Origin of the sequence: Bradyrhizobium sp. USDA 4538 (genome assembly GCF_024171045.1) — a bacterium.
Classification (GTDB): domain Bacteria; phylum Pseudomonadota; class Alphaproteobacteria; order Rhizobiales; family Xanthobacteraceae; genus Bradyrhizobium; species Bradyrhizobium australafricanum.
In genome coordinates, this window is record NZ_JALJZE010000001.1 from 6,016,233 (window position 1) to 6,028,838 (window position 12,606).

10 protein-coding genes are annotated in these 12,606 nt (G+C 66.2%); 6 read left to right on the forward strand and 4 right to left on the reverse strand.

Annotated elements, in window-relative coordinates; all coding sequences use genetic code 11:
- Positions 1-15: 15 nt before the first annotated feature.
- Positions 16-843: a class I SAM-dependent methyltransferase gene (locus tag J2R78_RS27260; protein ID WP_253607528.1), complete on the forward strand. Its 828-nt coding sequence runs from the start codon at positions 16-18 to the stop codon at positions 841-843.
- A gap of 91 nt (positions 844-934) precedes the next feature.
- On the opposite strand, the gene J2R78_RS27265 is transcribed toward J2R78_RS27260, so the two are convergent.
- The 3 genes from J2R78_RS27265 to J2R78_RS27275 all read right to left on the reverse strand — a co-directional run bounded on the left by J2R78_RS27265 (position 935) and on the right by J2R78_RS27275 (position 3,755).
- Positions 935-2,512, reverse strand: a complete 1,578-nt coding sequence (locus J2R78_RS27265) for a FecR domain-containing protein (protein WP_375167064.1) — start codon at positions 2,510-2,512, stop codon at positions 935-937.
- 160 nt (positions 2,513-2,672) lie between these two features.
- Positions 2,673-2,996, reverse strand: coding sequence for a hypothetical protein (locus J2R78_RS27270; protein WP_375167065.1), 324 nt, complete (start codon positions 2,994-2,996; stop codon positions 2,673-2,675).
- 144 nt (positions 2,997-3,140) lie between these two features.
- Positions 3,141-3,755 (reverse strand): inner membrane-spanning protein YciB, encoded by a 615-nt coding sequence (locus J2R78_RS27275; protein ID WP_253607531.1) that lies wholly within the window; start codon positions 3,753-3,755, stop codon positions 3,141-3,143.
- A 741-nt stretch (positions 3,756-4,496) separates the two neighbouring features.
- Here J2R78_RS27275 and J2R78_RS45035 point away from each other — a divergent pair.
- From J2R78_RS45035 to J2R78_RS27295, 4 genes are all read left to right on the forward strand, one after another.
- On the forward strand, positions 4,497-8,123 hold the full coding sequence (locus J2R78_RS45035) for an autotransporter domain-containing protein (protein WP_253607532.1): 3,627 nt from the start codon (positions 4,497-4,499) through the stop codon (positions 8,121-8,123).
- A gap of 126 nt (positions 8,124-8,249) precedes the next feature.
- Positions 8,250-9,485: an extensin family protein gene (locus tag J2R78_RS27285; protein WP_057014972.1), complete on the forward strand. Its 1,236-nt coding sequence runs from the start codon at positions 8,250-8,252 to the stop codon at positions 9,483-9,485.
- A 113-nt stretch (positions 9,486-9,598) separates the two neighbouring features.
- On the forward strand, positions 9,599-9,982 hold the full coding sequence (locus J2R78_RS27290) for a response regulator (protein WP_050425581.1): 384 nt from the start codon (positions 9,599-9,601) through the stop codon (positions 9,980-9,982).
- A gap of 59 nt (positions 9,983-10,041) precedes the next feature.
- Positions 10,042-10,740, forward strand: a complete 699-nt coding sequence (locus tag J2R78_RS27295; RefSeq protein ID WP_016845814.1) for an ABC transporter permease — start codon at positions 10,042-10,044, stop codon at positions 10,738-10,740.
- Here the strand turns inward: J2R78_RS27295 and J2R78_RS27300 are convergent.
- Positions 10,714-11,532 (reverse strand): substrate-binding domain-containing protein, encoded by an 819-nt coding sequence (locus tag J2R78_RS27300; protein WP_253607533.1) that lies wholly within the window; start codon positions 11,530-11,532, stop codon positions 10,714-10,716. The two genes, J2R78_RS27295 and J2R78_RS27300, sit on opposite strands and share 27 nt — an antisense overlap.
- A 140-nt stretch (positions 11,533-11,672) precedes the next feature.
- Here J2R78_RS27300 and J2R78_RS27305 point away from each other — a divergent pair, with 140 nt between their 5' ends.
- Positions 11,673-12,377, forward strand: a complete 705-nt coding sequence (locus J2R78_RS27305) for an SDR family oxidoreductase (protein WP_253607534.1) — start codon at positions 11,673-11,675, stop codon at positions 12,375-12,377.
- Positions 12,378-12,606 lie beyond the last annotated feature (229 nt).

Genomic DNA, 12,606 nt, shown 5'->3' on the forward strand with positions numbered 1-12,606 from the left:
TCAAAGGAGATGCACATGAACGTTCAGACCGAAATGCCGACTGTCGATCTCGCCGCCGTCAAGGCGCGCCAGCAAGCCACCTGGAGCTCGGGCGACTACGCGATCGTCGGCACCACGCTCCAGATCGTCGGCGATATGCTCTGCGAGGCAGTCGACCTGCGCAGCAATCAGATGGTGCTCGACGTCGCCGCCGGCAACGGCAATGCGACGCTGGCTGCGGCGCGGCGCTTTGCCGACGTGGTCTCGACCGACTACGTCGCGGCGTTGCTCGAGCGCGGCCGCGAGCGGGCGGCGGCGGAGCGTCTGCCCATCACGTTCCAGGAAGCGGACGCGGAGAAGCTGCCGTTTGCCGATGCCAGCTTCGATGTCGTGCTGTCGACCTTCGGGGTCATGTTCACCGCCGACCAGCAGCAGGCGGCGAATGAACTGCGCCGCGTCTGCCGCATCGGCGGCAAGATCGGCCTCGCAAGCTGGACGCCGGAAGGTTTCATCGGCCAGCTGTTCAAGACCATCGGGAAGTATGTGCCGCCGGCGCCGGGCGTGAAGTCTCCCGCGCTGTGGGGCACCGAGGCGCATCTCGGCGCCTTGTTCGGCCCGCAGGCGACGCTCGATGCCAGGCGCAGGCACTTCAATTTCCGTTACAGGTCGCGCGAGCATTTCCTCGAGATCTTCCGCACCTATTACGGGCCCGTGCTGAAGGCGTTCGGGGCGATCGATCCGGTCAAGCAGCAATTGCTCGCCGCCGACATGTTCAGCCTGATGGACCAGTTCAATATCGCCAGGGACGGCACGCTGGTGATCCCGAGCGAATATCTGGAGGCCGTGATCACCAGGCGCGGCTGACCTGCCGCTCGGCATTGGTCGATCTGTGCATGGCGCCGGCGTAACTCGCCGGCGCCATTCGCTCGTTTGATCGACATTGCTGTGATCTCAGTTACTGGCGCTTGTCCCTGGGTGGAGGCTTCGCGCCGCGCGGCGGAGGCGGCGCGCGCCGTTGCTGGAAGCCTGGCCGCGCCTGCACCGCGGGCCGTTGTATGCCCGGACGTACGCCCGGTGCGGCTTGCTGGATGCCGGGTCGGATCTGGCCGGGCGCCTGCGGCACGGGCTGCGCTGTGCCTTGTCGCGGCGCGCCCGATTGACCCGGCTGGGCCGCTGGTGGTCCTGGCTGGCGCACGCCGCCCGGTGCCTGGGTGCGGCCGGGCTGCAGACCGCCTTGACGTGCCGGCGATTGTTGTCCGCCGGGTTGCGTCGTGCCGCCTTGGCGCGCGGGCTCTTGCGTGGGGGCTTGGCGCGTTGGCTGTTGTCCCGCCGGCTGTTGTCCGGCTGGCGTCTGGACGCCGGGCGCGTGCGGCAGCGTCGCGCCGCCGGGTTGGCCGGGCAGCGCATGCTGTGCGCCGCCTTGCTGCTGCGTGCCGGGCCGCTGCTGCGAACCTTGCCGGCCAGGCGTGCCCGGTTGCTGGCCGGGACGGTTCGGCTGACCGGGCTGCTGCATCTGGCCCGGACGGTTTTGCTGACCCGGCTGCTGCGGCGTGTTGCGGTTCTGGCCCGGCAGGCCGTTCTGCCGCTGCGGGTTCGGCTGCACGGGCTGGCCGCGGTTCGGATAGGGCGCGGCCGGATTGGCCCTGCGGAAATCGGGATTGGCGCGGCGGAAGTCGCGCTGCTCGGTCACGACCTGGCGGCCCAGCGTCTGCGCGCTATGGACCTGGCGCACAAAGCCCTGGTCGCGCGTGATCTGTTGCGGCGAGATCGTCAGCGGCACCGCGGCGAAGCGGGCACCGCCGGTGCCCGGACGAATCGCAAAGCCGCTGGCGCCGCGCGTCAGCACGCCGAGCGAGGCACCGCTGCGGTCGTTGACCTCGATGCGGCCGACATGTCCGTCGGCGTCGGGATAGAGCTTGATGCCGACATTCCTGCTGGTCGCGGTGGCGCCTTCGGGCACCTCGACGAGACCGGTGGTGCCGCGGATGCCGAGCGTCGCGGTCGGGGTCGAGATCTTCATGTCGCCGGTTTTGGCGACCGCGGCGGCGACGAAGGCCGCCGTTCCCTTGGTGACGTTGAACAGCGCGCTGTTCTGTTGGCCGCCGTCCTCATAAACGTAATTGTCGATCGTGATCCTGGCATTGGCGCGCAGGTTGAAGGTGGTGCCGTCGATGAAGGTGATGCCGAGCGAGGAGGTCCCTGATGTCGCGACCTCGTCATTGGCAAAGATGTCGTCGCGGATCTGCAGCGGCGTCGCGGTGCTGTTGCGCGTGACGGTCGCGGTTCCTGTCAGTGTTGCCACATTGCCGATCGGCTCGGGCGCCGCGGGCTGCGCGCTCGCGGCCGGCGCCGGCGTTGCAGGCGCGGGTGTTGCAGGAGCGGGCGTAGCCGGCGTCGCACTCGGCGCCGGGGCGGGTGCCTGTGCAGGCTGCGCCTGTGCAAGCCGCGTCAAGTCCGGCGCGGCATTGGCCGATTGCCAACCGATCGTGACGCCGGCGCCAAGCAGAAGCGCAAAGAGAAAGCTGCGGCGCATCGCCATCGATTCCCGGGGGAGGCAGTGGGGACGGCAATTGAGCCGCGTCAGGCTGAATGCCGGATGAACGGTCGTGCCTTGTTGTCATGGCGGACCGAAACGATCAAGCACCGCGCTCCGTTGCCGGAAGCGCGGTGCTTGGTCGCTGTTGGGGTTTTGCTTAGCCGCGCTTGTGAGGAGTGATATTGAGCGGTTTCGCCGGCTTGGCCGCGGGCGCATAATTCGCGGGTTGCGCAACCGCCGGCGGCACGTAGTGGAACACCGCCTTGCAGCCGTCGCTGAGCAGCGCGCGCTGACGGATCATGCAGGCGGTGACGCGATCGACGTCGGGAATTTCCGAGCTGCACAGCCGCATGGCGTCGCTGGTGCACATCTGCTGCTGCTCGTCGGTGTAGGCATAGGACGCCGAGGTCAGCAGACCGAGCGTGAACGCGGTTGCCGCCAGCAGTTTGCCGTGACGAAGCGCGGAAGCGGTGAAAGCCATCATGTCCCCCTTGTGATCGCGCCGAAGCAGCGCGTTATCGAACCGATCACTAGGCAGGCTTGGTTTCAGCAATTCTTCGTCGTCATGGCAAAATGGTTTCGTCGCGCGGGCCGTTTGTTTCGTCAACAACACCCCGGTCGGGGGTTACGGCGCCGCGGGCGCCGGTGCTCCTTCGAGCGCGAGCACGGCCTCGCGCTGGGCCTCCGGCATGGCGCGGATGCGGCGCCTCGCGGTGAGGCGGAGCGCGGCAAAGCCGCCGAGGAACACCACGATCTTGCTCACGATGCCGAAGATCGGCATCACGACGGCCCATGTCGTGATCTCGCAGGTCAGCGCGACGACGGCGTTCACCGCGGCGGAGATGAACATCAGGGCGGCCCAGGCATAGCCGACCTTGACGGCGACATCGGGCACGACCTTCTGTGCGATCTCGGGCAGGTAGCGGTTGAGCCAGCCGGGCTTCAGCATCACGACGCCGACGATGGCGTAGATCACGCTCGGCTTGAACAGCACGAAGCGCGGGTCGTGGGTCAGCAGCGTGGCGGAGCCGGCGGCGACGACCAGGAACAGGCTGAGCCATTCCATGGTGTCGATCCGCTTGCCGCGCACCATCTGGACGCCGATCTGCACGACGCCGAACGCGATGCCGAGGCCGACCGCGAGCGCGGTGTTGTGCGTCAGCAGGAACAGAACAAGAAAGACAAGCGTCGAGGCGAGATCGAGGGCCAACAGCCTGGCCGCGGTGAGGAAATGCTTCATTGGTCGCCGGTCGCCCGCAGGTTCAATTCATTTTCGACAATGCGGCTCTTATAGCGGGTCCGGCGACGCACATGAAGCGACCGCCGGGCAGATACAAGCCGTTACCTGAAGGGCGACTCGCAAGACTCGCCCCGCCGTTGCACGGCGCAGCGCTGCACGCGCATCGCATTCGAGCCCCTCATCGCGATCATCGAGCTGTAGTTGTGGGGGAGTGAACGCAAAACAGCAAAGCGCCGGCGGGGGCGGCCGCCGGGCGCTGAACTCATGCCTGTCGAATGTCCTAGAACACGCCGAGAATAATGGCGCCGACGAAGGCTAACGCGATGTACGCGGCCACAATGCTCAGCTTGCTCAGCAGAGGACTCGCGAAATCCATTGGGGAAACTCCCTCGGTTCACACAACGCTGCCCGCATTAACGTCAAAGCTAGCAAGGGGTTCCAGGCCGAAAAAGGCAGTCTTGTTGTCAGGCTCGCAATTCGCGGCAATGCCGCATTGCGATGCACGGCTCAAATAGCCGCCGAATCAAGGCGTTGACGCGCCGCAAATATATTCAGCGGCGGCGCCGGTTCCAGGCGCCGATAGCAGTACCCGCTTGGATGTCCGTCGGTTGCTCTCGCCCCTGTGTCGTTGCGCCGCAAGGCAGCATCGTCATTTGTTGTGCGCCTGTCACAAACCATACCCAGATTGCCGCCCGCAATGACCGGGGCTCTACCCCGGTAATAAGTACTTGGGGGCGTTACGTGAAATCTGAGTTTCTGAGCCGCGCAAGCCGGCTTGCGCTGGCTATTTCTGCGACTTCGTTGGGGTTCTCCTGTCCGGCACTGGCCGCAAGCTTCAGCACTCCTCCCAACAGCACGACGGCGCAGACCGTCTCCAACAATGATACCGGCTCGGTCGCCGCCGGCAGCAGCCTGTCGGTGACGGGCACCGCGATCACCTGGATCACCGGCCTGTCGTCGCCCGGCGTCGTCATCACCAACAACGGCACCATCTCGGCGACGTCGCGCGGCATCGACACCTCGAGCAGCGCCATCAGCGGCAATCTCACGCTGATCAACAATGCCGGCGCGCTCTTCACGGCGTCCAACGATGCATTCCGGATCAACGGCGGCCTGAGCAGCGGGTCGGTCACCGTCGACAATGCCGGCACCATCCAGTCGACGGGCAACGGCCGCGTCTTCGACTTCGTCAACGCGACGTCGAACACCACCGTGTTCGCGATCACCAACCAGAGCGGCGGCACCATCAAGTCATCAGGCAGCGACGTGATGCGGATCGGCGGCGGAACCACCACGATCACAAATTCCGGCCTGATCGACGCGACCAATACGGCAGGGTCTCGCGCGATCCGCGCCACCACCAATCTCAACAACGTGATCTCGCTGTCGGTCGTCAACAATGCGGGCGCGACGATCCAGTCGGCGGACGACGCCATCCAGATCAACGGCGCGTCGGGCAGCAACAGCACGACCGCGGCCAGGTTCTCGGTCGACAATGCCGGCACCATCAAATCGGCGACCGGGCAGGCGATCGACTTCGACAATCTCACCTCGACCGCCGCGAGCGTTCACATCACCAACCGCGCGATCGGCCTGATCACCGCAGCCAATGCGGACGCGATCCGTCCGGGCGAAAACTTCACGATCGACAATTACGGCCAGATCATCGCCAATGGCACGATCGATCCCGCAACCGGCCGGCCCAGCGCCGATGCGATCGATCTTCAGGGCCGCCACAACGGCACCGTCAACAACTATGCCGGCGGCCTGATCTCGGGTGCCAAGAACGGTACCGCGGGCGACGCCGGCACCATCACGGTCAACAATTTTGCCGGCGCAACCATCATCGGCCGCAACGGTGCGGGCGTCGGCGGCGGCAACGCCATCGTCACCAACTACGGCACCATCACCGGGGCGATCGATGGCGTCTCGACGCGCAGCGATGGCGACGGCATCGATATCGACAATGTCCTGACGCTGACCAATTACGGCATCGTCCAGGGCACCGGCGCAACCGGCGCCGACGACGGCGGCCGCTTCAACAACAGCGAAGGCCTTGCGATCGGCGGCGGCACCATCCGCAACTACGGCACCATCAGCGGTGGCGCGGCGGGCATCGTCGTCAACAACGATTCAAATCCGGACCATTCGCGCAGCGGATCGGCGGCGCTCGACCTGATCAACTATGCCGGCGCCACCATCGTCGGCAACAACAGCTATGCGATCCGCTCCGAGAACAAGACCGGCAATGCTGCCGTCGACAACGACAGGATCGTCAACTACGGCACCATCATCGGCAACGGCACGATTCCCGATCCCAACGGCGTTACGCTGCTGCAGAGCGGCACGCCCGATACCGGCTCGGTCGGTACGCTGAACGGCGTGACCTATACCGGTACCGGCTCGACCCGCTTCATCCGCGGCGACGGCGCAGCGATCCAGACCGGCGAGGGCGCCGACGTGCTGTCGAACTATGGCACCATCATCGGCAATACCGGCCGCGCGATCAGCATGGAAGGCGGCGACGACACGCTCAATCTCTATGGCGGCTCGACCATCACCGGCCGGATCGATGGCGGCGTCGGCACCGACACGCTCAACCTGTTCGGGCCAGGCTCGGGCACGCTCTCGAACGTGATCAATTTCGAGGTGCTCAACGTGCAGGGCGGCGTCTGGACCGTGACCGACGCGCAGAGCTACCAGGCCGGCGCCACCATCGGCGCCGGTGCGACGCTGCTGGTCAATGGCTCGCTTGGCAATGCCGTGACCGTCAATGCGGGCGGCACGCTCGGCGGCAATGGCAGCGTCGGCAATGTCCTGGTCAATGGCGGCACGCTGTCGCCGGGCAATTCGATCGGCACGCTCACGGTGCAGGGCAGCCTGACCTTCACCGCCGCATCGACCTATCTGGTCGAAGTGACGGCCGCAGCGTCCGATCGCACCAACGTGACTGGTGCGGCGACGCTCGGCGGCGCCATGGTCAACGCGTCCTTCACCGGCACCACGTTCCAGAAGCAGTACACCATCCTCAACGCGTCCGGCGGTGTCAGCGGCAGCTTTGCCGGGCCGGTCAGCAGCAATTTGCCATCGAACTTCATCTCCAGCCTGAGCTATGACGCCAACAGCGTCTATCTCAATCTGGCGCTGAATTTTGCCGCAGCCTCGAAGCTCAACGGCAATCAGGCCGCGGTCGGCCATGCGATCAGCAACGCCTTCAACAGCACGGGCAGCATTTCCGCCGCGTTCGGCGCGCTGACGCCGGCGGGGCTGACGCAGGCGTCGGGCGAACTCGGCACCGGCTCGCAGCAGACCACGTTCGACGCCATGAACATGTTCCTCGGCGTCATGACGGATCCTTTCACCGAAGGGCGCGGCGGCGTGCCTGCAAATAGCGGCGCGTCGCAATTCGCTGATGACACCATGAGCTACGCGTCGACCGGCATGTCGCGAGCGAATGGCGCGCGCGATGCCTATGCCGCGATCTATCGCAAGGCGCCGCCGCCCCCGCCGCAGACGTTCGAGCAGCGCTGGAGCGTCTGGGCGGCGGGCTTCGGCGGCGGGCAGAGCACCGATGGCGGCACTGCCGCCGGATCGAATTCGACGACGAGCCGCATTTTCGGTGTCGCCGTCGGCGCCGACTACCGGATCTCGCCCGACACGATTGCCGGCTTTGCGCTCGCCGGCGGCGGCACCAATTTCACCGTGGCCAACGCACTCGGCGGCGGACGCTCCGACCTGTTCCAGGCCGGCGCCTTCATCCGTCATGGATTCGGGCCGGCCTATCTGCTGGGCGCGCTGGCCTATGGCTGGCAGGACGTCACCACTGATCGCACGGTGACGATCGCCGGCATCGACCGGCTGCGCGCGCAATTCAACGCCAATGCGCTGTCGGGCCGGATCGAAGGCGGCTATCGCTTCATCACGCCGTGGTCGCTGGCGCTGACGCCCTATGCCGCCGGACAGTTCACGACCTACGATCTGCCGTCCTATGCCGAGCAGGTGCTGTCGGGATCGAGCGCGTTCGCGGTGGCCTATGGCGCCAAGACCGTCACCGCCACGCGCAGCGAACTCGGCCTCCGCAGCGATCGCTCGATCGCGTTGCAGGATGGCATTCTTAGCCTGCGCGGCCGGCTCGCCTGGGCGCACGACTACAACACCGATCGCAGCGTTGCCGCGACATTCCAGACGCTGCCGGGCGCGTCCTTCGTGGTCAACGGTGCGGCGCCTGCGAGCGACGCGGTGCTCACCACCGCGAGCGCGGCGATGAACTGGACCAGCGGCTGGTCGGCGGCGCTCACCTTCGAAGGCGAGTTCTCCGACGTCACGTTGTCCTATGGCGGCAAGGGTGTCGTTCGCTACACGTGGTGATGGAGATCATTCTCGGCAGGGCGCGTGTTGCCCTGCCGGGTTCCGCTGCATGGTTAAGGACAGCTGAAAACAACGCATCGAAATGCGTTGAAGAGTCTTTAATCAAATTCGCAGAACCTCCGCGCCATGACGCGTGGAGTTCGTTTGTATCTCGTCGGCTCCCTTGTCCTTGTGTCGCTTGCTGGTTGCGGTCGCGGTCTGTTTCAGACCGCCGAGCGCGAACCGTGGCGGGCCGAGGCCGAGGCCGCATGCCTGAAGTCGGGCGCGGTCAAGGAGAGCGCCGACCTCGTCCGCATCGATCCGATCTCCGGTCCCGGCGTCTGCGGCGCCGAGTTCCCGCTCAAGGTCGCCGCGCTCGGTGAAGCCAGTTCGGCTTACGGATTTGCCGACGACAGCCTGCGCCCGCCGGCATCAGTCGGCAACCAGCCGCGCTGGCCGATCAACCGCCAGCTGCCTCCGCCGCCCGCGCAGGCGCCGTATTCCAATCAGGCCGTCGGCCAGCCGAGCTATGGCAACGAGCCGGGCTATGGCAGCCGTCAGAATGGGCCGGTCTCGCTGTCGGCGCCCGGCGTTCCGCCGCAGCAGGACGAGATCGATTTGCCGCCGGAAGGCTCGCCCGACGCCAGGGGCGAGCGACCTTATTATCCCGGCCTGCCATCCAATCCGCAGCGCGACAGCGCGGCCGCGCCCTATTCACCGGCACCGTATTCCCAGCAGCCGCCCGGCGCGCCACCGCCGCCGCGGCTCGGTCCCTCGAGCGGCAATCCGGTGGTGACGGTCGGCCCGGTCGCAGTGAAGCCGGCGGCAACGCTGGCGTGCCCGATCGTCTCGGTGCTCGAGCGCTGGCTCGCCGATTCCGTACAGCCGGCGGCGCAGCGCTGGTTCGGCGCGCGCGTCGTCGAGATCAAGCAGATTTCGGCCTATTCCTGCCGCGGCATGAACGGCAATTCGCACGCGCATATTTCCGAGCACGCCTTCGGCAATGCGCTCGACATCGCAGCCTTCACGCTGGCTGACGGTCGCCGCATCACCGTGAAGGATGGCTGGAGGGGCCTGCCGGAGGAGCAGGGCTTTCTGCGCGATGTCCAGGCCGCCGCCTGCCAGCAATTCACCACGGTGCTGGCGCCGGGGTCCAACGTCTATCACTACGACCACATCCATGTGGATCTGATGCGCCGGGCCAGCCGGCGTCTGATCTGCCAGCCCGCCGCCGTCTCGGGCGAGGAGGTCGCGGCGCGTGCCGGCGGCCGTAACCCCTATGCAACGCGCGAACCTTATGTCACAGGATCGCTCGGCGGCAGAAAGCCGGCCCCGCGGGGTAAGGCGGGGGTCAACGAAGAAGACGAATTCGCCGACGAATAGGGACGCGTCTGATACCCGTATTTTTACTGGGTGACACCGTGCAAACGGTAGCCACTTTTATGCTGCATATGCTTCGGAGCCGGGCGCACCCGGCTGATTTCTGGGGGATAGCTTTGCAAGACGCGCCGATCATTCTCGTCATCGAAGACGATCGTGATCTTCAGATGATGGTAGAGGACGCCCTGAGGGACGGCGGCTATGAGCCGGCGATCGCGGGCTCGGGCGAGGAAGCGTTGACGCTGCTGAAGGCGTTCCGCACCAAATACTCAGCACTGGTCACCGACATCCGCCTGCTCGGCCGGCTCGACGGCTGGCGCGTGGCGCGCGGCGCCCGCGAGATCGACCCGTCATTCCCGGTGCTCTACATCACCGGCGGCGGCGGCGACGAGTGGCCGACCCGGGGCGTGCCGGACAGCGTGCTGCTGAACAAGCCGTTCTCGCCCGACGAACTGGTCGCGGCCGTGGCCAAGCTGCTCAAGAACGGCGCGCCGGCCTGAGCGACTGATCGTTCCTGCGATTTGACGATGCGCACGTTGTGCGGGCAAAACGTGCCGGCATGAATGATTTCGCACAGTCGATCACGGCGGCGGCATCGCTGATAGCCGGTCGCGATCCGGTCCTGCTTGGGATCGTCGCATTGTCGTTGCGCGTCAGCCTGCTGGCGAGCCTGCTCGCGCTTCTGATCGGCGCGCCGATCGGCGGCTGGCTTGCGATATCGAGGTTTCGCGGACGGCAGGTGGTGATCGTGCTCGCCAATGCCTGTCTCGGCCTGCCGCCGGTCGTGGTCGGCCTCGGGCTTTATCTGCTGCTGTCGCGATCCGGACCGCTGGGCTTCGCCGGGCTGCTGTTCACGCCGACGGCGATGGTGGTGGCGCAGGTCATCCTGGCGACGCCGATCGTGGTTGCGCTGGTGCATCGTCCGGTCGCGCTGCTGTGGGCGGAATATGCCGATTTGATCCGCACCGACGGCCTGTCCCGCCTGCGCAGCCTTGCGCTGGTGTTCTCGCTCGGCCGCGCCTCGCTGCTCACCGCGTTCCTCGCCGCCTTCGGCCGCGCCATCGCGGAGGTCGGCGCCATCATCATCGTGGGCGGCAATATCAGCGGCTATACGCGAACGATGACGACCGCGATTGCGCTCGAGACCAGCAAGGGCGAGCTGGCGCTCGGCCTCGGGCTCGGCGTCATCCTGCTTGCGCTGAGCGTCAGCGTCAGCACGATCGCGTTTCTGCTAGTGCGCGGCGTTGGGGAAAAATAGCTGCTCGCCGCCGACCTTGTAGCCGGCAATGGCCGACTGCCCGGCCTGCGAGACCAGCCAGTCGATGAAGGCCTCGCCGTCCGCGGCCTTCACCGTCGGGTGCTTGGCCGGATTGACCAGCATCACGCCGTACTGGTTGAACAGCCGCCGGTCGCCTTCGGTCAGCACGGCGAGCTCGCCGCGGTTCTTGAACGACAGCCAGGTGCCGCGGTCGGACAGCACATAGGCATTCGACGCGGATGCCATGTTGAGCGCCGGACCCATGCCCTGGCCGATCTCGCGATACCACTGGCCCTTCGCTGAGCCGAGATCGACGCCGGCCGCTTTCCAGAGCCGCAGCTCGGCCTCGTGCGTGCCGGAGTGGTCGCCGCGCGAGATGAAGGCCGAACTGGTCGCAGCGATCTTGCGCAGGGCATCCGCGACATCCTTTTCGCCGGCGATATGCGCCGGATCGGCCTTCGGGCCGACGATGACGAAATCGTTGTACATCACGTCATATCGCCTGGTCGCAAAGCCCTCGGCCAGGAATTTCTCTTCGGCCACGCGATCATGCACGAACACCACATCGGCATCGCCGCGCCGTCCGATGTCGAGCGCCTGTCCGGTGCCGACCGCGACCACCTTCACGGCAATGCCCGAGGTCTCCGAGAACCGCGGCAGCAGATAGCCGAACAGGCCGGACTGTTCGGTCGATGTCGTCGAGGCGACGGTGATGGACCGGGTCTGCGCGAGTGCGGGACCGGCGAACAGCAGTGCGGCGGCGATGACAAGGTGTCGAAGGAGGGATGTCATGTGAATACTGCGTACCGGAGAACGATGTCGGTCACCATGCCGCATTTCGTCCGGTGACGCAAAGCAGGAGCGATGTCGCGCGCTGCGATCGGCGGTGATAGGGTCGCCTCGAACGAAGCAATAAGAAGGGATATCAGGTCATGGCTTTGGAGAAGGTCGCGCTCGTTACCGCAGGCGGCAGCGGCATGGGAGCGGCGGCGGCGCGGCGCCTCGCGGCCGATGGTTTCCGCGTTGCGATCCTGTCGTCGTCGGGCAAGGGCGAGGCGCTGGCAAAGGAGCTCGGCGGCCTCGGCTTCACCGGCTCGAACCGTTCCAACGATGATCTGAAACGCGCCGTCGACGGCGTGGTGGAGCGTTGGGGCCGCATCGATGCGCTGGTCAACAGCGCCGGCCACGGCCCGCGCGCGGGTGTGCTCGAACTGACCGACGAGCAGTGGCACACCGGTCTCGACGTCTACCTGATGAACGTGATCCGCCCGACGCGTCTCGTCGCGCCTCGCATGCAGGCGCAGAAGTCGGGCGCGATCGTCAACATCTCCACCGCCTGGGCGTTCGAGCCGAGCGCGATGTTTCCGACCTCGGCGGTGTTCCGCGCCGGGCTCGCCGCGTTCACCAAACTGTTCACCGACAGTTACGCCGCCAGCAATGTGCGCATGAACAACGTGCTGCCGGGCTGGATCGACAGCCTCCCGGCAACCGACGAGCGCCGCGACAGCGTGCCGATGAAGCGCTACGGCAAGGCGGAGGAGATCGCCGCAACCATCAGCTTCCTCGTCTCCGACGGCGCGGGCTACATCACCGGCCAGAGCATCCGCGTCGACGGCGGCCTGATGCGGTCGATTTGAGGCAACTGCTAACCCGTCATCCTCAGGGTCTGACTCATAGTCAGACTCTGAGGAGCAAGTGAGCTCGAGCTTCACAAGCGGCTCCAAATGTTCGCCGTCGTCCCGGCGAAAGCCGGGACCCATAACCACCGACGGTTATCGTTGCGGATCGGTGAAATGACGAGTCCCGTCCACAACATCCGCCGCGGAGTATGGGTCCCGGCTTTCGCCGGGACGACATCAAAGTGTG

Excerpts from the sequence above, each read along its gene's own strand:
- J2R78_RS27270 (WP_375167065.1), bottom strand. The coding sequence starts at position 2,996 with ATGGCTTTCACCGCTTCCGCGCTTCGTCACGGCAAACTGCTGGCGGCA.
- J2R78_RS27275 (WP_253607531.1), bottom strand. The coding sequence starts at position 3,755 with ATGAAGCATTTCCTCACCGCGGCCAGGCTGTTGGCCCTCGATCTCGCC.
- J2R78_RS27305 (WP_253607534.1), top strand. The coding sequence starts at position 11,673 with ATGGCTTTGGAGAAGGTCGCGCTCGTTACCGCAGGCGGCAGCGGCATG.
- J2R78_RS27295 (WP_016845814.1), top strand. The coding sequence starts at position 10,042 with ATGAATGATTTCGCACAGTCGATCACGGCGGCGGCATCGCTGATAGCC.
- J2R78_RS27260 (WP_253607528.1), top strand. The coding sequence starts at position 16 with ATGAACGTTCAGACCGAAATGCCGACTGTCGATCTCGCCGCCGTCAAG.
- J2R78_RS27300 (WP_253607533.1), bottom strand. The coding sequence starts at position 11,532 with ATGACATCCCTCCTTCGACACCTTGTCATCGCCGCCGCACTGCTGTTC.
- J2R78_RS27285 (WP_057014972.1), top strand. The coding sequence starts at position 8,250 with ATGACGCGTGGAGTTCGTTTGTATCTCGTCGGCTCCCTTGTCCTTGTG.
- J2R78_RS27265 (WP_375167064.1), bottom strand. The coding sequence starts at position 2,512 with ATGCGCCGCAGCTTTCTCTTTGCGCTTCTGCTTGGCGCCGGCGTCACG.